General features: G+C 68.1%; 20 protein-coding genes and 1 pseudogene. 15 read left to right on the top strand and 6 right to left on the bottom strand.

From position 1 onward, the window contains the following. Positions 1 to 11: 11 nt before the first annotated feature. Both OG226_RS01165 and OG226_RS01160 read right to left on the bottom strand, forming a co-directional pair. Positions 12 to 2,354 carry an alpha-L-fucosidase gene (locus tag OG226_RS01165; protein WP_329347359.1) on the bottom strand — a complete coding sequence of 781 codons (2,343 nt, stop codon included), beginning with the start codon at positions 2,352 to 2,354 and terminating at the stop codon, positions 12 to 14. Between the two features lie 598 nt (positions 2,355 to 2,952). After that, the gene (locus OG226_RS01160) at positions 2,953 to 4,260 is read right to left on the bottom strand and encodes a DUF6348 family protein (RefSeq protein WP_329347358.1); all 1,308 of its coding nucleotides are present in this window, start codon (positions 4,258 to 4,260) and stop codon (positions 2,953 to 2,955) included. Positions 4,261 to 4,375: 115 nt separating this feature from the next. Between OG226_RS01160 and OG226_RS01155 the strand changes: the two genes are divergently transcribed. Together OG226_RS01155 and OG226_RS01150 are read left to right on the top strand one after the other, a co-directional pair. Continuing rightward, positions 4,376 to 4,552, top strand: a complete 177-nt coding sequence (locus tag OG226_RS01155) for a hypothetical protein (RefSeq protein WP_329347357.1) — start codon at positions 4,376 to 4,378, stop codon at positions 4,550 to 4,552. A 107-nt stretch (positions 4,553 to 4,659) separates the two neighbouring features. Continuing rightward, positions 4,660 to 5,127 (top strand): hypothetical protein, encoded by a 468-nt coding sequence (locus OG226_RS01150; protein ID WP_329347356.1) that lies wholly within the window; start codon positions 4,660 to 4,662, stop codon positions 5,125 to 5,127. 202 nt (positions 5,128 to 5,329) lie between these two features. Here OG226_RS01150 and OG226_RS01145 read toward each other — a convergent pair whose 3' ends face one another. Beyond that, positions 5,330 to 7,270 carry a tetratricopeptide repeat protein gene (locus tag OG226_RS01145; protein ID WP_329347355.1) on the bottom strand — a complete coding sequence of 647 codons (1,941 nt, stop codon included), beginning with the start codon at positions 7,268 to 7,270 and terminating at the stop codon, positions 5,330 to 5,332. Positions 7,271 to 7,584: 314 nt separating this feature from the next. After that, a complete protein-coding gene (locus OG226_RS01140; protein WP_329347354.1) occupies positions 7,585 to 8,082 on the bottom strand; it encodes a hypothetical protein in 498 nt (165 codons plus the stop codon). Positions 8,083 to 8,365: 283 nt separating this feature from the next. Here OG226_RS01140 and OG226_RS01135 point away from each other — a divergent pair, with 283 nt between their 5' ends. From OG226_RS01135 to OG226_RS01120, 4 genes are all read left to right on the top strand, one after another. Then, positions 8,366 to 8,815, top strand: a complete 450-nt coding sequence (locus OG226_RS01135; protein WP_329347353.1) for a hypothetical protein — start codon at positions 8,366 to 8,368, stop codon at positions 8,813 to 8,815. A 138-nt stretch (positions 8,816 to 8,953) separates the two neighbouring features. Beyond that, positions 8,954 to 9,226, top strand: coding sequence for a hypothetical protein (locus OG226_RS01130; RefSeq protein ID WP_329347352.1), 273 nt, complete (start codon positions 8,954 to 8,956; stop codon positions 9,224 to 9,226). Positions 9,227 to 9,597: 371 nt separating this feature from the next. Further along, positions 9,598 to 12,102 (top strand): DnaB-like helicase C-terminal domain-containing protein, encoded by a 2,505-nt coding sequence (locus tag OG226_RS01125; RefSeq protein WP_443066978.1) that lies wholly within the window; start codon positions 9,598 to 9,600, stop codon positions 12,100 to 12,102. Further along, the gene (locus tag OG226_RS01120) at positions 12,102 to 12,674 is read left to right on the top strand and encodes a hypothetical protein (RefSeq protein ID WP_329347350.1); all 573 of its coding nucleotides are present in this window, start codon (positions 12,102 to 12,104) and stop codon (positions 12,672 to 12,674) included. The genes OG226_RS01125 and OG226_RS01120 overlap by 1 nt, the downstream gene beginning before the upstream one ends. A gap of 354 nt (positions 12,675 to 13,028) precedes the next feature. Here OG226_RS01120 and OG226_RS01115 read toward each other — a convergent pair. Continuing rightward, a pseudogene (locus tag OG226_RS01115) lies at positions 13,029 to 13,292 on the bottom strand (transposase); the annotation flags it as partial. On the opposite strand from OG226_RS01115, the gene OG226_RS01110 reads away from it, so the two are divergent. The 7 genes from OG226_RS01110 to OG226_RS51440 all read left to right on the top strand — a co-directional run bounded on the left by OG226_RS01110 (position 13,183) and on the right by OG226_RS51440 (position 19,641). Then, positions 13,183 to 13,779 carry an SMI1/KNR4 family protein gene (locus OG226_RS01110; protein WP_329347349.1) on the top strand — a complete coding sequence of 199 codons (597 nt, stop codon included), beginning with the start codon at positions 13,183 to 13,185 and terminating at the stop codon, positions 13,777 to 13,779. The pseudogene OG226_RS01115 and the gene OG226_RS01110 sit on opposite strands and share 110 nt — an antisense overlap. 139 nt (positions 13,780 to 13,918) lie before the next feature. Further along, complete coding sequence (locus OG226_RS01105; protein WP_329347348.1) at positions 13,919 to 15,472, top strand: helix-turn-helix domain-containing protein; 1,554 nt, start codon at positions 13,919 to 13,921, stop codon at positions 15,470 to 15,472. Positions 15,473 to 15,708: 236 nt separating this feature from the next. Then, entirely contained in the window at positions 15,709 to 16,956 is a 1,248-nt protein-coding gene (locus OG226_RS01100; protein ID WP_329347347.1) for an MFS transporter, read from the top strand. After that, positions 16,953 to 17,783, top strand: a complete 831-nt coding sequence (locus OG226_RS01095; RefSeq protein WP_329347346.1) for a methyltransferase domain-containing protein — start codon at positions 16,953 to 16,955, stop codon at positions 17,781 to 17,783. Before OG226_RS01100 ends, OG226_RS01095 begins: the two co-directional genes overlap by 4 nt. A 29-nt stretch (positions 17,784 to 17,812) precedes the next feature. Beyond that, a complete protein-coding gene (locus tag OG226_RS01090; protein ID WP_329347345.1) occupies positions 17,813 to 17,995 on the top strand; it encodes a hypothetical protein in 183 nt (60 codons plus the stop codon). Between the two features lie 444 nt (positions 17,996 to 18,439). After that, positions 18,440 to 18,808 (top strand): hypothetical protein, encoded by a 369-nt coding sequence (locus OG226_RS01085; protein WP_329347344.1) that lies wholly within the window; start codon positions 18,440 to 18,442, stop codon positions 18,806 to 18,808. Between the two features lie 341 nt (positions 18,809 to 19,149). Next, positions 19,150 to 19,641 (top strand): anti-sigma factor antagonist, encoded by a 492-nt coding sequence (locus OG226_RS51440; protein ID WP_443066844.1) that lies wholly within the window; start codon positions 19,150 to 19,152, stop codon positions 19,639 to 19,641. Positions 19,642 to 20,099: 458 nt separating this feature from the next. Here OG226_RS51440 and OG226_RS01080 read toward each other — a convergent pair whose 3' ends face one another. Beyond that, positions 20,100 to 20,939 carry a LysR family transcriptional regulator gene (locus tag OG226_RS01080; RefSeq protein WP_329347343.1) on the bottom strand — a complete coding sequence of 280 codons (840 nt, stop codon included), beginning with the start codon at positions 20,937 to 20,939 and terminating at the stop codon, positions 20,100 to 20,102. Between the two features lie 91 nt (positions 20,940 to 21,030). Here OG226_RS01080 and OG226_RS01075 point away from each other — a divergent pair, with 91 nt between their 5' ends. Both OG226_RS01075 and OG226_RS01070 read left to right on the top strand, forming a co-directional pair. Further along, the gene (locus tag OG226_RS01075; RefSeq protein ID WP_329353283.1) at positions 21,031 to 21,768 is read left to right on the top strand and encodes an SDR family oxidoreductase; all 738 of its coding nucleotides are present in this window, start codon (positions 21,031 to 21,033) and stop codon (positions 21,766 to 21,768) included. Positions 21,769 to 22,129: 361 nt separating this feature from the next. Further along, the gene (locus OG226_RS01070) at positions 22,130 to 22,411 is read left to right on the top strand and encodes a zinc-ribbon domain-containing protein (RefSeq protein WP_329347342.1); all 282 of its coding nucleotides are present in this window, start codon (positions 22,130 to 22,132) and stop codon (positions 22,409 to 22,411) included. The last annotated feature ends 131 nt before the right edge of the window (positions 22,412 to 22,542 follow it).

The following is a 22,542-nucleotide window of genomic DNA, read 5'->3' as shown; positions in this document are numbered from 1 at the left end:
GCCGGGTGGTCTCAGGCGCGCCAGTGCACTTTGAACACCCAGGCATGCTGCCCCGCCTTGCGTGCTGCTTCGGGGACGTCGATCACCAGTGCCCCGTTGCTGAGGGTCCAGGTCAGCGGGCGGCCGTGGCCGAGCATCGTCACCTTGTCGCCGCTGCGGATCGGGATCGGTGCTTCGACGGTGAGTCTGGCGCTCGGCTTGGCCAGGGAGTGGATGTAGAAGGCCTCGTCCGGGCGGACCGTGAACCGTAGATCCTCGCCGAGCTGCGCCATCCTCGACCAGTACGTCGTGTCGTAGATCGCCTCGCCGTTGACGCGCAGCCAGCGGCCCGTCTCGCGCAGCCGGGTCTGCATGATCTCGGGGATCGTGCCGTCGGCCCGTGGGCCTATGTCGAGCAGGAAGTTGCCGTTCTTCGACACGATGTCGACGAGGTTCCGTACGACCTGCTCGGCCGTCATGTAGCCGTCGTCGGGGGTCGCCCGGTTGTAGCCGTAGCTGAACGGGTCGAGGCCGCGGCTGGACTCCCACTTGGCGACGACCGTGTTCTCGTACGTCGTGTACTCGGGCGTGGTGAAGTCGTGGAAGGCGATCCCCGAACGGTCGTTGATGGTCACGTCGACCGGACGGCGGCGGTTCTTGGCGTGGTTGAAGTACTCGGCGAGGACATGGAGGCTGTCGTTGGCACCGCCGATGTCGCACCAGATGAGTTCGGGGTCGTAGCCATGGATCAGTTCCAGCATCTGCGGGGCCTGGTACTGCGTCACATAGTCTTTGCCCGCGGTGTATCCGGTGTACGGCACCGGCTGAAGGGTGTACGGATTGCGCGGGGCGTGGCCCATCCACGGGGTGTCGGGGTTGAACCACTCCGGCATCGAGAAGTAGAGCCCCCGGTGGAGTTCGGGCGTGTAGCGGCGTGAGGCGTCGAAGAGTTCTCTGACCAGGTCCCTCTTCGGCCCCATCTTCACGGCGTTGCGGTCGGAGACCTTGGTGTCCCACAGAGCGAAGCCCTCGTGGTGCTTCGAGGTGAGCACGTGGTACTGCGCGCCCGCGTCGCGGAACAGTTCCACCCAGGCGCGCGGATCGAACTTCTCGGCGGTGAAGCGCGGGATGAAGTCGTCGTAGGCGAAGTCCTCGCCGTAGGTGTCCCGGTGGTAGGCGTACGTCGGGTTGTTCGGGTCCTGCATCTGGTCCCAGTACCACTCGGCGTACTGCTGGCCGACGGGGGCCCAGGCGGGCACCGAGTAGACGCCCCAGTGGATGAAGATGCCGAACTTGGCGCCCTGGAACCAGTACGGCGCCTGATGGCCGGCGAGGGAGGTCTCGGTAGGCCGGTAGTCGGTGACACCGAGGGTCAACTGCTGGTGGGACACCGCGGCTTGGGATCCGCGTCCGGTCACGGTCACCGTGCCGTCCCGCACGGTGCCGGGTGTGGCGCCGCTGCGGATGCCGACGCGGACGCGGGCCTGCTCGCCGGGGTCCAGGCGCCGGACGCGGGCGGGCTCGACCGTACGGGCACCCTGGGCATCGACGCGCACGGACACTCCGTCGCCTGCGAGGATCGCGACCGTGCCGGCGTTCACGACCGTCGCCTCGACGCTCTGGGCGCCGGACGACTCCAGCAGCGAGTTCGTGGAGTGGGCGTCGCGCAGGGCCAACGCCCGTCCCTGGGCGGCGGGTTGGAGCGAGAGGGCGAAGACGTGCAGGGAAGTCCTGCCCGCCTGGGCCGGGTTGGTGACCGGGAGGGTGAGGGCGACCGCCTCGCGCTGCGGGTCGAGCCAGACCTCCGAGGTGCCGATGCCGACGCCGTGCTGGTCCTTGGTGCCGTCCGGCTGGTAGCGGTACGGGGCGGAGAGCGAGCCGCCGGCCGCGTACCAGTCGGCGCCGCCGAGGCCGGCAGTGCTGGTGGAGCCGTCGGTGTAGTGGACGGTGGCGCTGCCGGAGGCGTTGCCGTAGCTGCCCGAGGTGAGGAAGACGGCCGACAGGTAGCGGCCGTGGGGCAGTTCGATGCGCTGGCCCATTGCGACGATGTTGTTCTTGGCGCCCGCGGCCGAGGAGGGGAAGAGGAAGGGGATGCCGTCGACCTCGACGCGGCCGGTGGGGAGTTCCTCGCCCGGGAAGGTGTAGCCCGAGCCGTCGAAGTCACCGCCGCGTGCGGAGGAGGTGTCGATGCCGTCGTTGTCGTAGAGGCCGTCGAGCGGGACAGGGACCGGCTCGGGGACGGGAACCCACGGCCCGGCGTGCTCGGTAAGTGCTTCGCCGGCGTGTGCGGCGGTGGCTGAGGTGAGGGGAAGGGCTGCTGCTGCGGCGACTCCGGCCGCGGTGCCCAGGACCTGACGTCTCGGATACGTACCCATGAGCGGCTCCAATTCATCGGATGTCTGATGATTGAGGAGAGGTGAGACGCTGTCAACTGTGCGGACAGACGGAGGAGTTGGGGAAATTCATAGGATGAAAAGTGGGGTCGTTCGGCTGTGTGTCCTGTTCGGCCAGTTGCTGGTGGATCTCAGCCACACCATCGCGCGGCCTGAGCGGGGCGGCCCCTTGAACCGTCCGCGGTACCCACTCCGTCCACCCGTTCCCGGTCCTTGGCACGGCTCATCGACGGCCAGGCGATGCGGTTCAGATCGTTGATCGTGCGCGCCGCTATACCGGAGAGCACATCCAGCGCCCTTGCCTCATCCCCAAAGACCAGACAGATGCGGAGCAGTCTTCGGCGGACCCGGTAATGGGGCCGAGAGCGCTGTGGGCCTGGTGGTGACTGGCGGCGAACGGGCCGCTGTGGCTGCGACCCTGGCATGTCCTGTCTGGGAGGTGGGCTCATGTGCGGGCTGCGGACCGGTGCGCTGCTATGGGCGGTTACGGGCGTCTCGGTCTCCGCCCCGATCCGGGTCGAGCGCGTCCGACAGCCACCGTCGTGAGGCCGTCCTGGGGCCCGCTTTCCCTGCCGGCACCTCAGTTTGACGGTGAATGGGGATTGCGGTCGCCGAGGACGAAGGCAGCGGGCCAGGTTTCCGTCAGTACCTTGCTGAGCAGGGGGTCGCTGGACTCCAGAACCTCGCTGTGGCGGACCGAGCCGTCCTCGTTGATCCGTTGGCCGCCGAGGACGACGGGGGAGCGCAGGACGTCCTGGCCCCAGGGGCCGATGGCGTTGCACAGCAGGCCCTCGAAGCGGTGGTCGGCCAGGTTGTCGTCGCGTACCCGCTGTACGAAGTCGTCGAGCACGGCTGCCTGGAGGTAGATCCAGGCGAGGTAGACCACCGTGCGTCCATCGTCCAGACGGATCGGGAGGCGGACCTTGAGGAAGTTGCCGACGCCCTCCGCGATGATGATCGCGCCCGTGTCGGACTTCACGCGGTGCCTGCGCTCTTCCTCTGAGAGCTCGGCGACCAGGTGGGGCAGGGCCAGGTCGAAGCCGGGGTGCTCCGGGTCGAGGCGGCCGCCGCAGCCGCAGGCGGCGCCGTGGGAGTGGGCATTGGCTTGCACCGAGGTGGGAGCGAGAGAGAGCCGGGCCGTCGGGTAGCTGGGCTCGTCGCCGCCCGCTGGTACCGGAAGCAGCAGCGCGTAGAACCGCACTGCCGTGAATGTGGCGGGCTCTGGCAGTCCGAGCGCCGTCATCGCTGCCGAAGCGGCCTCGTGGCGCTCACCGTTGACGCGGATCTCGGCCTCCATCGCGCCTGCACGACCACCGTAGAAGACCTTGACGCCGTTGAAGAAAGGCGATTCCAGGTCCGCCGTGAACGAGCCCGCAACCTTGTGCAGGACGTTCGATGCCAGCAGCGCACCCTGCAGCCGCCGGTTCTCGTCGACGTCGCTTCCGAGACCGACCGCACCTGACGTGATCATGTGCCAGCCGGGCACGCCGCACTCGTCGCCGGTGCCCGCGTGGTCCGCGAAGTGCTCGCGGCGGTCGAGCAGTTCCAGCAGGCATGCGCCCGCCGTCTGCACCCATGTGTTCGCCGCGTCCTGCGGATCGGCGGACATCGACACGACGCAGTCCACGAAGCACGGCACGTCAGGCTGGAGGCTGACGTCCGGCAGGGCAACGAGGTCGTAGTGGTGACCGCCGCCGTGGTGTGGCGGGGCCACGGCCACGGCCCAACCATGCGGGCTGATCAACGAGTTGCCCTTGAGCTGGGCGCCCTGTGTCACTCCGGGCGCGAACTCTTCGAGCCCGGCCCTGACCAGGGCGAGGAACTCCAGGTCGGGCAGCCGCTTCGCCGACGGCTCCTCTTTGCGCGTATGACGTCGTATCCAGGACACCCGTGAATGGTACTGAGCCCGGCCGACCGGACAGAGCTCGGACCTGGGGCCCGGAGGTCCCGGGCACCTGGGATGCGGAGGTGTTCGAGATCGTGCCCCCGCACGGCTGCCAAGGATGACCGGCTTCGCTCACGGACTCACTACTGATCTCGAAGCCGTGATCGCCGGACTCGCCGTGTACCGGAGCTCCGGCGGCACAGGAGATGCTGTGAACCGCATCAAGAAGATCAAGAGGCAGCTCTACGGCTGTGCCGGATTCGAACTCTTCCGCAAGATGATCCTGCTCCCATAGCGTCTCATCACAGGCTCTGCAGCCGACCCAGGTCACGCCAGCGACTGTGACGGACTGAGAGGATCGCCGCGAGACGTCAGATTCCCTTGATGCCGAGAAGGACAGGAATGTCCAGGAGACTGTCCGTAGAGCAGGCCCAGGAGCGACTTCGACAGGAACTGAGCCCTGGACAACAGCTTCTCGCCGAGCTGGACTTGGACGAGGTGTGGCTGGGGTTCGTGCGCTTCGGATCGCAACGCTTCGACACCGCGAACACACCCGACGTAGATGGCCTGCTCTGCCAGTACGGGACCCACGCCTTCGACGGGCCGCCTGCCTTCACGCTGGACTTTGCCCGGCAGTTCGAGGTCAACGATGCCTCAGGCGAGCATGATCATTACATCCAGCTCCACTGCGAACTTCGGTACGAACCCGTCCCTCAACTTCGGGCGCTGGGGCACTTCGAGTCCTGGTTCTTCCACGACACCGACGAGGAACTCGACTGTTGGGTTGATGGCCTCAGGCTTCACGAATTCTGGACGATCGTCCGCAATGTCCATCGCTCGGAGATCAGGGTCTACCAGGAACAGGTGTGAGCACAGCCGCGAATCGACCTGCCGGGTGACGCTCTGCGAGGACTCCACAGGATCTGTGCCAGAGTCGCCGACGCCCGCCATAGCCACCCGGGCCTTCGAGGTATCGCTCCGAGGTGGCGCCGACTCGTCTCCGCGACCACGACGATGTGCTGCCTGGCGGCACACACTTCGCTCAGGACCCGCCCTGACGTTCCGCGCGGGCCTATCGGGTGCCGCGGAATGGGGGGCTGGGCGACCGGTGGCGGCGCCGTTGACTGGGTGACGGGGACTGCGAGGTGTCCTCTGCCTCCTCACGCCAGTAGGCGAGTTCGTTGCGTGTGGTGAGGGTGTCGGGGTGGTCTGCTCCCAGTACCCGCAGCTGGTCGGTGAGGAGCTCGGCGAAGGCCGTGGCGGCCTCGGCCGCGTCGCCCTTCTCTCCCTGCCAGTGGGCGAGATTGTGCCGGGTGGTGAGGGTGCGGGGGTGGTCCGGTCCCAGGATCCGTAGCCGGTCGGTGAGGAGTTCGGCGAAGCCCGCTGCCGCGCCGGCCGCGTCCCCTGCCTCCCCCTGCCACCGGGCAAGCTGGCTGCGAGTGTTGAGGGTGCGGGGGTGGTTCGCTCCCAGCAGCCGCAGCCGGTCGGTGAGGAGCTGGGCGAACGCGGTCGCAGCGGCGGCGGCGTCGCCTGCTTCCCCTCGCCAGTAGGCGAGTCGACTTCGGGTGGCGAGGGTGTCGATGTGGTCTGGTCCCAGGATCCGTAGCCGGTCGGTGAGGAGTTCGGCGAAGGCCCCTGCCGCGCCGGCCGCGTCCCCTGCCTCCCCCCGTGAGTAGGCGAGTTCGTTGCGTGTGGTGAGGGTGTCGGGGTGGTCCGCTCCCAGTACCCGCAGCTGGTCGGTGAGGAGCTCGGCGAAGGCCGCTGCCGCGCCGGCCGCGTCGCCCATCTCACCCTGCCAGTAGGCGTACTGGCTGCGGAAGTTGAGGGTGTCGGGGTGATCCGAGCCGAAATGCTGCCCGGATTGCAGGGTGAGGTGGCGAAAGTGCTGGGTGGCGGCGATGGCCTGGCCGGACTCGCCCAGGCTGCGCCCTGAACGGAAGTGCACCTCATGCGCGACGGGCTGCCAGAGAGCATCCCGCGCCTGGGTGGTGAGGGCGTCCGCGTTGGTACGCAACGCCTGGGCGAGGAGAGCATCATTTTCGACGACGGGCCACACGGCGGCCAGAGCGTCAGCGGCTGTACGGGCGAGGCCATCGCGCTCGTCCAGCGCGAGCGCGTCTCGGACGACGCGCTGGACCACTTGGTGCACCCGGACGGCTTCGTGCGGCGTATCCGGGCTGTGGTCGATCAGGCTGAGCCGGTGCAGCGCCCGTAGTACGCTGATGGCCTCGTCGACCGTGACGTCGGCCTGTTGGCCCTGACATTCACCGGTGTCACCGGAGGGACGGTGCCCAGCGAGATATGAGAGAGCTGGGTCGCTCGTCAGTACGTCGACGGGAATCCCGTTGGGATTCAGCATCGCGCTGAGTTGAAGCATGGGACGGGCGAGGCCAGGACGGAGTCGGTCGGCGTGTTCGATCGACAGCGACCAGGTGGCCTGCACCGTGGCTGTCTGGGCGTCGGGCAGCGCATCGGGCTCGGGCAGCAGGTCGGCCAGCTTCCTGCGCCGGTCGGCCAGCAGGCGGCGGTAGTCGGCGCAGGTGATGGCAGCGTCGATGAGGTACGCGGCGGCCTGAGCGAGGGCAAGCGGCAAGTGACCCAGGTCGGCTGCCAGGGCAGCGATCTCGTCGGCGGGTTCTCCGCGGCCATGAGCGGCGAGTACACCGGTGAGATAGGCGTCCCCTTCCCGGGGCATGAACGTGCCCACGTTCACCATGTGCCGTCCCTGTCCTGTCAGGGCCGCCTCGCGACGGCGGGTGGTGACCAGAGTGCGGCCGTATCCGTTCGGCGGCCACAATCCGCCGCTCAGGTCGGCCGGGTCGGCAAGGTCGTCCAGAACCACCAGCCACCGGCACGGGTCCTGGCCGGCCTTAGGTTCCAGCCACGCCAGAAACACCCGGGCGGCCTGCTCCGGCTCGTCGGAGTCTGCACCCAGTACCTCGATACCCGCCCGCGCATACCCGGCCACGATCGACTGACGGGTGCCCGCACCTATCCACACCAGTAAGTCCACCTCGCCCAAATCCCATGCGGCGCGAGCGTAGTCGGCAGCCAGCTGCGTCTTACCGACACCACCCATCCCCGTCAGGACCTGGCTCAGAACCGCAGTGCCCCCGGCCTCTACCGCTGACCGCAACTGCTGGGCCTCGGTCCGGTTCTGGAAGGACAAGGCGCGGGTTGGGATCAGCCCGACCTGGTGCGGCCAGGCGGCCGGTTGGCGGAGCGCGGCGTTGTGGTTGATCTGACCGACGGCGATGCCGCCGTGAGTGGCGAAGATGCCCGGGCTGTTGCCTTGGATCGGTGTGGCTGGGGTGACGCCGGGTTCGCTCAGACCTGGTGCGAATCCGGCTGAGGAGGGTTTCCCAAGGCCACATTCCCCGTACTCCAGGCGGCCACGGATCCCTGGTCGGCCCGGATGGTCACGTTCCCGCCGATGACCTGCCCGCCGTCACCAGTCGACGGTCCGCCGTCCGGGCGGGACAGGGCCTGTAGTTCCCTCACCGCGTGATGCAGTGCCTCGGCGAAGTCGGGATCCTGCTCCGCGGCGTCCTCCAGCGCGAGTTGTACCCGTTGCCGGGTGCGGTCACTCGGCTCGTTCTGACCGGTGTCGGCTTCTTCGGCCAGCTTCTGCACCGCGGCATCTCCGCCCAGTTTCTGGCTGACCAGGGTGTGGAGCTTGTCCATCGCGGCGTCCAGCCCGCGGTTGACTTCCCCGTCAGCACGGTCGGCGACCCTGCGGCTCTTCCGGACCGCCCAAGCGAACATGTAGCCGACCGCTATCTCTATGCCCGTCATCATCCCCCCGGCAAGCCCTGTCGCTGACACTGCATCAGACCGTACCCTTGCCCGGTCTACCGCATACCTGGACCGCCTGGACATGGCCTGGCCGAAGAATCGGTAAACAGAGTCTGGCGCTCGGTCTGGGTGCTTGCTCAGCCGCCCGTCGGTCAGCAGAGCCAGGACATCGTCGCCACTTGAGATCGGCCACACGGTGGGACGGCCCGGTCGGCGGTCTGGGTATACCCTCCGTCACCACGACAGCGGCCCCTCCACCACAGATCTCCAGCCATCCGTCCCCAGCCGCTGGGGAGTTGCGAGCGCGCTGGACATGCGGATCGCGGCCGCGCTGATCGGCGCGTGCATCGAAGGGTGCGCGCCATGCCGGGCGTCCCTGGCGGCCAAGTTCCTCGACGTCGAGGTCCCGATCGCGCTCGCGGTGACCGCCGGGGCCGTCTACAACCTGCACGTGATCCAGGAGCCGGATACGGACCGTCTCGCCATCATGCCCCTGCGGGCCATCTACCTCCTCGCCCAGCACGCCCGACTGCACGCAGGCGACGCACGGTTGTTGGCGACCACGGTCGAGAGGATGCGCGAGGACCGCGCAGCGCTCCTTGAGGGCCGCGCTGGAGCTGTGGACGCACTACGGGCCCAAGCACCTGGACCTGGTGTTGCGCGGCCAGGGGGCCTGGCGGATCTCACCGTCGTCCGTACCCCGCCCGCGGCGGACCACGGCACTGACGCCGACGCCCGCCCCCAGGCCGACAATCGTACGTAGGAGGCGACCGGCCGTGGCGCACGGGTCGCTGCTCCCGGCCAAGGCGGAGGCCGCCCCGTACCGCAAACCGGCCGTACACGCCCTCATCCAGTTCACCGACCGCCATTGACCTCATCCTGGACGTAGGCCCGGATCCACATGAGCGAGAACACCTCGAACATTGAGCAGTTCGGAGAGAACGCGGCACTCTCCCTCGTCGAATTCATCGTCCCCCCCGCAGACCCGGGGGATTACGTGCCCGCTGAGGTGTATCGCATCTTCAGCTACCTCGCCCGTACCTTCAGAGAGTTACGGACTGCCATCGAAGTCCTGCGAGCCTCCCTGTGGGATCTCGAAGACCGGGGACATTTGATGACCGACTACCGGGGTGAGCCGCTCGACGAGGCTATCGAGCGTTTCAGCGATTTGTGAGGCAGGTCGATGGACCTTGCGGGCGGACTGAACGGCACTCTGAGCAAGGCCCACTCCGAGGTCGACATCTCGCGTACAAGGAGATACCTGACGAGCAGGAGTCGGTGGCACGCGGCTGAGAACCGTCTGGTCGTCAGTGGGCGGAGGCTGGAGCCCCGGCCTCCGCCCTATCGTGCGGCTGTACGTCGCCGCTCGCCGGCAAGCGCTTCACCCGGTCACCTCTCGTCAGCCGATCTCACAAGTGAGTGAATACTAGGCACAGATGTGTGACTCTTTCGAAATATCTTAGTGGATTTTGATAGAATGGCAGTTAGTTCAGCGTCCTGGGAGGGTGAGTGAGCCAGAGTCAGAAGCCGTCGGCCGAGACCGCGATGACCGCGACCGAGGCCCGCACGGAACTCTTCACCCTGGTGAAGCGTGCCGAGATAGACGGGGTCTCGACGCTGATCCACAAGCGGGATGATCACGCCCTGCTCGTACCGCTGGCCCGGTTTCCGGCAGCCCGACAGCCCGGCGTGTTCCCGACCCACGTACTGAGTGCGGCACAGAGGGATTTCGGTGATCTCATCACGCTGGCGGCTCAGGGCCATCCGCAGGTGCTCCGGCGCAACAGAACACCAGTCGCGGTACTACTCCCCGCCGACCCCGCCTCAAGTGCCCTCTCGACCGACCCGGCCGCGCACCCCGGCGCGGCGACCGCAGGAGGTGCGGTGAACAGCCAAGCCGACCAGGACCGCGGCACTACGCCGCGCAGGCTCGCCACGCTCGGCGACGCCATGTCCGTCCTCACCTCCGGCCTCACCGGAGGCCCCACGTTCGGACTACCCGGGCTGGACGCCGCGACGGGCGGTCTGCAGCCGGGCCGGCTGACCCTCGTGGCGGCTGCCCCGAACGTCGGCGGAAGCCTTTTGGGACTCGCTGCTGCGCGGCAGACCGCGCTCGTGGACCGTCGTACGGTCCTGTACGCGGCGTCGGGACCGAATCGGGACGACATCTTCCGCCGGATCGTCTCGGCGGAGACCGGGGGTGACTACCCGCGTCTGAAGCAGGGGCGTCTCACCGAGCACGAGAATGAGGTCGCCCACCAGTTGGTCCAGGCGGGCGACCTGCTGATGATTGACGACGGCAGCGATCTGACCGCCGCGGACATCGCGGAGACCGCCCCGCACATGGAGGGCCTGGCCCTCGTGGTCGTGGACCGCCTCCAGGCCGCCCGCAGCGCCCGCCTGCCGTTGTCCGGGGACCGTCTCCCGGACGCCTCTCAGGTCCTGGCCTCCATCGCGCGCACCCTGCACGTGCCGGTCCTCGCCATCGTGGACAGCGACGATCCCACCCTGCTGGGACTCCTGGACGCCGACGTCACGTTGACGTTCACGCCGACCGAGGACCCTGCCAAGGTCCAGGTGACGGTCGCCGAGCGCGACCTCGGCACGATCGGCTCGGCGTGCCTGAGCCCCGATCTGCTGCACGCCCGCTTCCTCGACGCCGGCACCGCCCCCGCCGTCCCTGCCACCGGTGAAGAACCCGCGCGGTCTCTGGGCAGTGCCGTGGGACGGGAGTTGGCCGAAGCGGCGCTTCCTTACACGTCTGGCGCCCGGCAGGGACTGCCCGCCGCCGTCACCCATGTACTGGCCGCGCTTCGCACCGCGCTCAGGAACGGCAACCGTGAGGCCCTTGACGACCTCGGGCCGTCGCTCGCCGAGCTCGCTGCGGCGCCGCCCCAACTGCCGGACACCGACGAGGGACGTCGCCTCGCCGTCGCGCTGAACGCCTACAACACCACCGCGCCTGCCGACGCCACCGAGCAGTCCGACGTCGCCGTTCAATCCACCGCGGGCAGCAGCGGGCCCGGCTCGGACGATGAAGATGACGCAGAAGGAGCAGTGGAACTTCAGCCGGGGGATGAGGTGGACGAGCCGGACAGCGCGCCTTTCCCCGGACTGAAGATCCTCAAGGCCTCGATCGACCGTTCGAAGATGCACCCGATCCGTGTCATCCGCACCGAGGAGCGGGAGAGCGGGCCGTGGCCGCTGATCAGCGAGCACATGGATGGCGAGCCCCGCTGGTTTCACCCCGACATCACGACTACCCGGGTTCCCTACGTCCGGCCGAACGGGAAGCGCGTGCGCCGCTACAAGCTCGACGTGCCGCCCGCCTCCTTCGGTGACGGCATCCTGTGCCTGATCGACCGCAACGGCAGCTTCCCATCCGCCTGTTCGGCTGTTCCCCTCGCCCCGAACAAGCTCCTGCACACCGGCCCGCTCGATGCGTTCGACAAGGCCAGCGCCGGCATCTACCTCATCGACCTCCCCAAGTGGGACCGCACCGACATGCCGCACCCACTGGGGCGGATCGCCACGCTGCCTGACAAAGAGGGCCGGGTGTGGGCGACGACCCCGCACATCAAGTTGCTCGAAAGACTCGTCCGCGATCGGCACATCGCCCAAATGCCGACCATCCACGACTCCTGGACGGGGAAGGCCAATGAGTCGCTGTTCAAGCCGTTCTACGAGGCCACCCGGAAGGCGCGTACCGAACTCGTCCAGGTCGGCGGGGAGCCCTACACGGCGTACAAGACCCGACTGTCTATCGCGCTGCGCCTGCTGTGGCCCAAGCGCGAGGAACAGAAGTCCCCGTTCTGGCGGCCGGACTGGCGCATGAGCATGGTCGCCGAGGCAGCCGTCCGCCACTGGACGGTCGCGTTCAAGGCCGTCTTGGAAGGACACACACTCGTCGCGTTGCGCAGCGTCGACCAGGCCATCTTCTGGACTCCGCCCGACACGCCGCCCGACACGTACCGGATCGGCACTGGCTTCGGTGAAGTGAAGCGCAAGTTCGTCCAGTCCGGCGAGATCATCCCGGAAGGTGACGACTGATGGCCGGCCCCACAGGCCACGGTGACTCCCTGGGCGCCGCTCTCAACGACCTTCTGCGCTCCCAGGTCACCCCCCGGCACCGGCTGTCGTCGTACACCGCCAAGCACTGGCACGCCCAGCTCAGCCAGCTCACCGGAACCCAGCGGGGCCACCAGGCACTGGAAGACGCCGGACTCGACGTGACCGTCAAGACCCTCGTCAACTGGCTGTCCGATCCCGAGTACAACGTCCGCCACAGCTACCGCGACCTCATCCACACCGCCTACGAGAACGTCGCGATCCTCCCCGCCGACCCGATCCCGGACCACATCAAGCGGGGCCAGTACGAGATCAGCGGCGTCGTCAGGACCGGGAGTGACGAACGCACGCGCGGTACCCGGGACGCCGCGCCCCTGCGCATCGACGGCACCCGGGGCAACTGGGACGAGATCGAGGAGCGCTGGCTTGCCGGCGAACTCACCGACGACGAGTTCGAGGACCACTTCGTCGACGACGTCATTGTGGAGGACATCGGCGAAGGCACCGACGGATGGGAGTTCCCCGGTGCCTCGTACTCCGTCGAAGTCAGGTAGCAGAGCGCACGAGCCATGCGAAGACCTGCGGCGGCTCGATCCACCGTCACCAGTCGACCAGAGACGTCACGGGGACGAAAGGTATATGGCTCAACTGAAGATCCGGAACCTGTAAGGCCTTCTGCGCCAGGCTCTCGGTTGGCTGCGTAGGTGCGAGCGGAGAGCGAATGTCGCCGAGTCCTGGTCTCGGTTCGCCCTCAAGGGGCGTCGGAATGTGGGTGAGAAGTAGCAGCACCCGGCAGTGGTAGGGCCGTCGGCCAAGTGGGGCAGAGTTCGATTCGGCGCTTCCACCATGGAAGTTCGGGTGCATCTAAGACGGTGTCCTACATGGTCAGTTTGAGGAGCCGTTTGTAGCTGGTGCAGTCGGCCCCAGACCCCGGCCCGGGACCAGATGGCGAAGCGGCGGTGCACGGTCGACTTCGACGCCCCGAAGCACGGCGGCAACGCCCGCCATGCGCAGCCGCTGACCAGGACGTAGACGATCGCGGCGAAGACCGCCTCATCATCGATGTTTGCCACCCCGCCACCCTGCGGCCTTGCCCGTGCCGGCGGCAGCAACGGCCTCGCGATTTCCCACAGGCCGTCCGGAACGATCCATCCCCACCGTCCACTCCCCATATCCAACACAACTGCCAACTCACCATGTAGGACACCGTCTAAGCTCCGGATCATGTGGAGACAGGCAGCGACAGCGGCTTTTCCCGGCGTCGGCTTCCGGGAACCGGCCCAGGCATCCGATCTCGTCGTGGCGGAGACGCGACTCAGGCGAACGCTGCCGGCAGAGCTTCGGCAATTGCTCCTCGAAAGCAACGGAGTAATCGGACCCACTCACGTGGACACCGTCTGGCCCGTCGATCAGATCTGCGAGAGGAACCTGCTCTTCTGGTCCGACCAGACGTTCGCGCAGCTCTACATGACGTTCGACGCTCTCTTCTTCTTCGGAGACAACGGAGGCGGCGACCAGTTCGCCTTCGTCCAGAAGCCCGAGCGTCCCGACATCTTCGTCTGGGAGCACGAGAGCGACAGTCGTCGATGGGTCGCCAACAACCTGCAGGACTACCTCGGCCGTTCGCTCCGAGCCGGCGACGACTGGTATCAGCTGTAACGCGGCAGGCCCACGACCATGAGCCCGGGACGCCGCCATGGAGAACCGGCCGCCGGCCGGGACAGCCGCGTGCCTTCCGGGTGGCGGACTGCGGAGACTGCGAGAGCGGGGAGACACAGTGGTGACGGCCGGTTCATCGGTGAGTACGCCCGAGGACGGATCCTGTGCCGACGGGCAGGGTGGGCGGCCGGGGCGGGCGGTCCCGGCGTGGGGTGTGCAGCTCCTGGAGCAGCTGCGTCCTGGCGCCCGTGATGTGAGCCGGTTGGCAGGCTGGCTCGGGGAGGTCCTCGGCGGTGCCGTGGCGCTGACGGACGGCGAAGGCAGATGGATCAGCGGGGAGCCGGTGCGGCTGGGCGGGGAACTGGTGGCGGATATCGCCTCGGGCAGAATAGCCGCCGCCGCCGTGGAACAGGACGGCCGATACGTGCGTCTGGTCGCGGTGGGAGACCGGCGCCCGTATCCGGTCCTCGCGGTGGAGCGCGCCCAGCCCTTCGACGCGCAGGCTGCCGCCGTCCTCACCTGTACCGGCGGCGTGCTCGACCTGGTACTGCGCGAGAGCGCGCTGGCACAGGAGCACCAGCGGCTGGAACAGGCCGCGTTCGGTCTGCGGCTCGCGGTGCTCCAACTGCTGATGGTCGGCGAGACCGCCTCGGCGAGCCGCGCCGCCGCGGGCCTGTGCCCCGGGCTGCTCGACACCGACGCCTGCCGCGTCTACGTCCTCGAAGGCCGACCCGAAGGCCGCGACGGGCTCGCCCGGGACTGCGAGGCCGCGGTGCCAGGACGGCTGCTGGTCGTCCGCTGCCCCGCGGACGACCAGCACCTGATCATCGTCGCGCCGCAACGGGCGGACACCGACGACGTCCGTACCGCCCTGCGTCAGCTGGCCGCCCGGCGGCCCGGCGTGTTCCTCGGCGGCAGCACCCGCCACCCGCTCGCCCACACCGCCGCAGCCTACGCAGAAGCTCTCAGCGCGCTGGCGGTCGCACATTTCCAGCCGGCACGGGCCGCCATGTACGCCACACGGACCCATCCGGCGCAACTCATGGACCCCGCCGCAGCCGACCGCTGGGCCGCCGCGCTGCTGCACCCCCTGGACATGCTCCCCCACCACACCCAGGGCGAACTGCTCGCCACCGTACGCCTGGGCCTGCAGTTCACCGCCGTCAACGCCGCGAAGATCCTCGGAGTGAGCCGCAACACCGTCCGGGCACGCATGGACCGGGCGGCCGAACTCCTTGACCTGGACCTGTCGGACCTCAGCACCAGGGCCGCACTCCATCTTGCCCTGCACGCCCGAGCCGACGCCGCCGCTCCCCCCGCCGGCCCCGGCCCGCTGCCCGGGACGGGGGAACCACCCGGCCTGGAACGCATGCTCGCCGGAGCGGAAGTCCGCCTCTGGGCAGAGGACCTGCTGCGACGCCTGACCGACGACGACCGGGACCTACGGGGCACCCTTCGCGCCTGGATCACCTGTGGAGCCAGCACCGAGCAAGCCGCCCACCGTCTCGGCCTGCACGTCCAGACTGTGCGCCAGCACATCCGCAGCGCAGAACCCCTGCTGCAACGATGCCTGCTCTCCGCAGGAAGCGAACTCTACGAAGTGGTCCTGGCCCACATGGCGATGGGTGAAACACCCATCCCCGCTCCAGGCCGCCCACAGCCTTCCCACCACCCGGCAACCGTGCACGTGTGACAGCCGGCGGCGCGCAACCGTGCACCGACGCGATACCGCACCACTTGCACCACTCCTAGATTGATCCCACGAAACAACGGGGGACCCGATCACTCGAATCGGAGGAGGTGCGTTATGAGCAGCGACCTCACCTGGGCCTAGGGGCCGTGGCCTGTCGGCGTGCGGCCCGTTCGGCTTCGGTCGCGGGCCGCCGCCTTGCACAGGGTGTCTTGCGGCGGGGGAGGGGAAGTCGTCTGATGACAGCCGACCGGCCAGTGGGCTATCGGGTGCTGTTGGCGGTGGGGGAATACCGTGCGGTGCTCGCCGCGAGTGCGCTGTCCTGGACCGGGGACTATCTGTGCAAGGCCGCGGTCAGTCTGCTGGTGTTCGAGCGGACCGGTTCGGCGCTGGCCTCGGCCGCCGCGTTCGCCCTTGGGTATCTGCCGTGGCTGGTCGCGGGCCCCGTGCTCGCCGCAGTCGCTGAACGGTACCCCGCACGCTCGGTGATGATCTCCTGTGATCTGGTCCGGGCGGCACTGGTCGGGCTGGTCACGATGGTGGGCATGCCGGTCCCGGTCCTGTTCCTGCTGCTGCTGGCCAGCGCGCTGGCGGCGCCGCCATTCGAGGCCGCGCGCTCGGCCCAGCTCCCACAGATCCTGACCGGTGACCGGTATCCGCTGGCCCTGGCCCTCAACAATGCCGTCCTGTACGCCGCCCAGGTCGCCGGGTACACGGTCGGCGGAGTGATCGCTGGACACAGCTCACGGGCGGCTCTGGCGCTGAACGCCCTCACCTTCGCCGGGTCGGCGCTGTTGCTACGCCTCTACGTCCGCAAACGTCCCGCGACGCTGACGGCCGCCCGCCGCACCGGTCTGTGGCGTGAGACCGGCCAAGGGTACGGGGTGGTGTTCGGTGACCGGCTGCTGCGCGCGATCGCAGTCATCACTTTCGGCGTGGTCACCTTCGTGATCGTCCCGGAGGGCCTGGCCGCTGCCTGGGCATCCGACCTCGGCGGCGGCGGCAGGACCCAGGGCCTGATCATGGCCGCCAGCCCGCTCGGCTTAGCCATCGGCGGCCTGGTCCTGAACCGTCTGTTGTCTCCCCGCGCCCGGATGCGGCTGATGCGTCCGCTGGCCGTCCTGGCACCGCTGGTTCTGGTTCCCGCGCTGCTCGACCCGCCACTGATCGCGGTAGTGCTCGTGGTCGCTCTCTCCGGGGTAGCCATGTCGCTGCTGCTGCCTGCCGCCCAGACCTTGTTCAATCAAGCGCTCGCCCACCAATACCGGGCCCGGGCATTCGGCGTGATGAACAGCGGCGTCCAACTCGCCCAGGGGGCCGCGATCTTGACCGTCGGCGCACTCAGCGAACGCTTGCCCACCCCAACCGTCATCGGCGCATGGTGCGCGGCCGGGACCCTGCTGATGCTGCTGGCCACGTTCCGGCCGCTCACCCACTCCGACGGGACGGTCGCCGTTCCGCCCATTCCGACCAAGGAGATACGATGAACACCCCCGCCGTCACGCCTGCCACCGACCGTGAATCCGGCCAGCCCCGCAACACCCATGCCCCCGAACACCGACCGGGCCCCCGCACCGGTGACGCGATCGGGGACATGCTGCTCGCCGCCCGCCGGACTGCCGCACACCCGGCTGCCGCCCCGGTCCTGCAGATCATCGAACGCGACGACGGCTTCGTGCAATCGGCTCCCGTCGCCTCCTGGATCGCACCGATCGACCAGTGGCCCGACGAGGACCGCCAAGCGCTGGACCTGGTCAAGGGCCGCCGGGTCCTGGACATCGGTGCCGGTGGCGGACGCGCCGCGCGCGCCCTCCTGGACCGCGGTCATGACGTCACCGCGCTCGACGTCTCACCTGGCGCGTTGGAGGTGTGCCGGCAGCGAGGCGTTCAGTCCCTCGCCCACGGCACGGTCGACGAACACTCCGGTTCCGGGGCGCGTTACGACAACTTCCTGCTGCTGGGCGCCAACCTGGGCCTGCTGGAAAGCCGGGAACGGGCGCCCTGGTTCCTGCGCGTCCTGGCCGCGATGGCCGCTCCCGGTGCCGTCATCATCGGCCAGGGCCACAACATCACCGACTCGCAGGCCCCGCAGCATCTGCCCTACAACCAGCGCAACCTGCGCGCAGGCCGCATCGCCGGTCAACGCACCCTGCGCATCCGCTACCGCGACGTGACTACCTCCTGGTTCCACTACCTGTGCCTGGCCCCCCACGAACTCGCTGTGCTCGCCGCCGGAACCGGCTGGCGACTCACCGACACCGCCCCCTCCGACACGGCGACCTCCTACATCGCCACCCTCACCCTCAGTGCCTAGGCACTGAGGACGCGCTCGATGCCGTCGACATGCCCGAGATCGGGCCGGAACTCGCCCAGGCCCTCGCCGTGGTCACGGCCGCGACCGCCGACGCGTGCCGGCTTCCGGGCCTGACCGAGGTTCCGGTACCGGCGCGCGCGGGTGACCGGCGGACACGGCGGCGGGGTCTGGGCCCCGGGTACCGGGGCCTCGCGATCCGACCTGAGGAATGAACCGGACGGGGCATACGGAGGGAGCCCGGTTCGCCGGCACCCCGCCTGCACCATCGACGTCATCGAGGGGCGTTGCGCCGGCCTGTTGAGGCTTCGGGATGGCGTGAAGCTGCTGAGGTGGCCGCTTGCCACTCAAAGGCACTCATCCGAGAAATCGGTCGAGTCCAGAAAGGTGATCTCCTGCCATTAGAACCTGCTATTAGGCGACGACAACTCAGGGACCGTACCGTGCCGCCACAGGGGAGTGGCACGAGACGTTCAATTCGTTTCTGAGTGGCTCCCGCGTATGCGCAGGACGGGCAGTGCATAGCCGTCACAGCCAGTGGCGCAATGAGCGTGAAGAGCTGCCGTATAACTGCGGCCATGCCTATTTTTTCCTACGGGAAAATACCTGCGGCAGCTTTACATCCATAACTAGGGGAGAGGTACTACATGCAGCCACGAGTGAAGACAAGACTTGGGGCGCTCGCCGAGGACAGCTTCAGCTTCAATCGGATCGACAACTCGGACGACGCTGTGATCGTCGTCAACAACAACACCTGGTCGGAGGCGGCGGGCACCGCCGAGTGGTGGGCCGACCCCAGCGGAAGCCGGCCGGGAGACGCCCTGACCGCCACGGACATCCTGGGAGACGGCTACGGGATCGAGGCTCACCTCAGCACGGGCCGGGTCGCGAGCACACGTGGCCACGACGCCATCTACAGCGTCACGGCTACCGGCAATCTCACCGAGGGCAACACCTACACCATGTGGGTGTGTGTGGTGAAGGGCGACTACTCGAAGTGTTCCTCGACCTATTCAGTGACGGCCTGATCGGATCCATCGTACCTACGGTGCCGTTCCGGGCCGCGCACCTGGTCCGCCGGAAAGGCTTCAATGCCGGTAGTCGCACTACGACGTCAATCGCGATGATCGCCCACAGGGCCGTCCTTGTTCCGTGCTCCCAGGACGCGCGCACGATCCTGCTCACCCGCGTCGTATGGCATGTTCCGGCACGACCACACGGCACATAGCGTCGACCGGGGCCCGTCACAGACAGGCCCCGGTCGACGGTTTTGTGCTTGGGGTGCATGACGAGCGCCAGGGTCTCTTCTGTTCGTAGTGCAGTTGTCGGCGGCATCCAGGACACCCCGGTCGAGTAGCTCACTGCCGGAATGCCTTCCGGCCGGTCGGCGCGAAGCTACCTTCACCGGGGTGTCATCGTCATCGAGCTTCGCGGTGTCATCGACCTGAGCAGTGTCCCGGAGATCAGGGCGCATACCGACGTCGTGACCGCCCGGCACGGTGTCCGCGTGATCATAGATCTGCGACCGGCCGAGTTCATCGACTGCTGCACTCTCGGTCCGCTGTGCCGGACACGCAGCAGGGTCCTTGAGCGGGATGGCCGCCTGGCGCTGATCTGTGTCCGTTCCTGGCACCTGCGCATACTCGAAGCCGTCGGACTGCACACGATCTTCGAGCCCCTCGCCACCCTGGAAGACGCCCTGAATCACGGACCGCGAATCCACCAACGGCCCTCAGGGAACAGAGAATTCCCGTGTGACGCCTACGCGTTGCACAAAATTGCGGACCGATCTCCCCAGCCGAGATCGGCTGAATCACGTCCTGCCGCCATCACCCCAGCCTGGTGTAGCGTCCCCGGGTAAGGCCTCTTACCTTCATTGGCCCATATCTTTCGGCCCCCTGCCCCCGGGTCACACTGACCACTGTGAGTGGCTGGAGCCGCATCGCCGACTACACAGCTCCAGCCCTTCGCCCTCTCAGCCTTTTTTGAGTCCGGGATGTACTCCCGCGCACCCCGGGTGGCTGATGAGGGCGGTCAGGTGCGAGACGGCGGTGGAAGGGGAACCCGGCGCCGTACTCGCACTCCCGGCCGCCGCCCGTGCCCATCCGCACGCGGCGGCGGCCTTCAAGTTTCCCACCATCGGGGCGCCTGTTCCAGAGCGCTTACCACTCCGCTCACAACGTTAGGGGTGGTTAAAGTCCGTCGAGGGCAGGGCCGAGCCTGTTTCCGCGCCCGCAGTGTCGGGTCGTTGGACGGGGGCTCCGGCCACCGATCCGGACAGTCGGCCGCTTTCTGCGAGAGCGGACGCAGAGCAGTCGGTCAAAGACCTGTTGCTATGCGGATCAGGTCGGCGACTGCGCGAAGTCGGCTCTGTGACGGCCAGGCGATTACCGTTGTCACGGGTGGTGCGTCGAGGACCGGTACGGCGGTGAGATCCCGGCGCAGGTCGGTGCCGGCGGACTCGGGCATGATCGCGGTGGTGCGGCCGAGTGCGATCAGCTGGAAGAGCTGTGTCAGGTTGCGTACCTCTGCCCCTGGTCCCTCCGGGTAGGTGCCGCCGGGATCGGGCCAGCGTGCCACCGGGAGTTCCGGCAGTGCTGTGACCTCGGCCACCTGGAGCTGGGAGCGGCCGGCAAGAGGGTGAGAGGTGGGAAGGATCGCCACCTGTCCCTCGGTGTACAGGGTTTCGGTGTCGAGTCCGGCCGTGGAGTCGAACGGCAGGTGCAGGAGCGCCACGTCGGCTTGCCCGTTCTGCAGCAATGTCTGGTGCTGGTGCGCTTCGCAGAGCAGCAACTCGACGGTGGCCGCGCCGGGTTCCGCGCGGTAGGCGTCGAGCAGTTTGGCCAGCAGCTCGTCGGCGGTGCCGGATTTGACGGCGAGGACGAGGCGGGGGCGGTTGTGCGCGGCCTGCTGGGTACGCCGCTCGGCCGCGGTCACCGCGCTGAGGATCGTGCGGCCCTCGGACAGCAGCACGGCGCCGGCCTCGGTGAGCGTGACCTTGCGGGTGGTGCGCTCCAGCAGGGTGACTCCCAGCTGCCGTTCGAGCCGGGCGATCGCTCGGGACAGGGGCGGCTGGGCCATCTCCAGACGCTGGGCAGCCCTGCCGAAGTGGAGTTCCTCGGCGAGGGCGACGAAGTACCGCAGCTCGCGTATCTCCATGCACACACCGTACTTCGAGGATGGTCGATCTATGTCGCCCGGGTATTGATGCGCTACCGAGGGGGTGTTGGTGCACGGTCGCAGCGCGGCCATGCTCGGTGTCATGAGCGAGAAGATGATCGCGCTGGTCACCGGCGCGAACAAGGGAATCGGGTACGAGATCGCGGCCGGGCTGTGCGCGCTGGGCTGGAGTGTCGGTGTCGGCGCCCGGGACGAGCGGCGCGGGACGGATGCCGTGGCGAAACTGCGCGCGGCGGGTGCTGACGCGTTCGGCGTGCCCCTGGATGTGACCGACGACGGAAGCGTGACTGCCGCGGTGCAGCTGATCGAGGAGCGGGCGGGACGCCTTGACGTCCTGGTCAACAATGCGGGCGTGGCGGGCGGTTGGCCGGAGGAGCCGACCACCATCGGCCTGGAGACCGTGCGGCGCCTGGTGGAGACCAACGTCATCGGCGTCATCCGGGTCACCAACGCGATGCTGCCGCTGCTGCGCCGCTCGGCGCACCCGCGGATCGTCAACCAGTCCAGTCATGTCGGCTCGCTGGCCCTACAGACCACGCCCGGTGTCGACCTCGGAGGGATCAGCGGGGCCTACGCGCCGACGAAGACCTTCCTCAACGCCGTCACCATCCAGTACACCAAGGAGCTGAGCGGCACCACCATTCTGATCAACAACGCCTGCCCCGGCTACGTGGCCACCGACCTCAACGGGTTCAGCGGTACGCAGACCCCTGAGCAGGGCGCGGCGATCGCCGTCAGGTTGGCCGCTCTTCCCGACGACGGGCCCACTGGCCAGATGTTCGACGACAACGGAGTCGTGCCGTGGTGAAGCTCTGAGGATTTCGTGCTCAACGGCGACCTCGGCCACCGCAGTCACCGCCTCTGATAGGCGGAGTGGTTGGAGGCCCGGGCGTCGTCCGCGCTCAGCGGGTCGACGCCGTGATGCCTCTCGCCCACCGGCCAGGTCACGATCGTCGAACTGCGGCACGGCGGCCACGGCTGCTTCAAGCAGCGGAAGGAGCGCACGAGTTGGCCGACCGCTGTCGCGTGCGACGGGCACTGCGGGTACCTGCGCAGGATGAGTAGTCGTCCTCCTGGCGCGTCACGGTGTAAGACACTGTGCCCTGCGACCGCATTCGCCGCCCGGTGCCACCGCATCAGGTGGCACCGTCCGGGGAGAGACCAACGAAATGATCATTTTCGGCACCAAGGGATACCTGTACCAGCTCGTGATACTGACGCTGGTGTGCGGCAACTGCCGCAATCCCGCAGCACACACGCTCAGGAAGCGCATCACCAAGTTCACGCTGTTCTTCGTGCCGCTGTTTCCGTTGTCGACGAAGTACACGACTCAGTGCACCTTCTGCGGACTGGAACAGAAGATCACGAAGGAGCAGGCGGAGCAGTTGCAGACCCAGGCGGTGAGCGGCCACGCATATGGGCAGCCACAGCAGCAGCCCTACCAGCAGTGACCCGGCAGACGCCATCACTCACGCCCCGAGTCGTCCCGCGACGGTGAGCGGAGTCATCGCGCGCCGTTCCATCGTGGTCCGCCGAAGGTCGGTGGCGCGCCCGGATTCCCGCCGCGCCCTCTGCCCGCCAG

It is taken from the genome of Streptomyces sp. NBC_01261 (assembly GCF_036226385.1).
In the GTDB taxonomy this organism is placed as follows: Bacteria; Actinomycetota; Actinomycetes; order Streptomycetales; family Streptomycetaceae; genus Streptomyces.
This window is presented reverse-complemented; position numbering and strand designations above follow the sequence as displayed.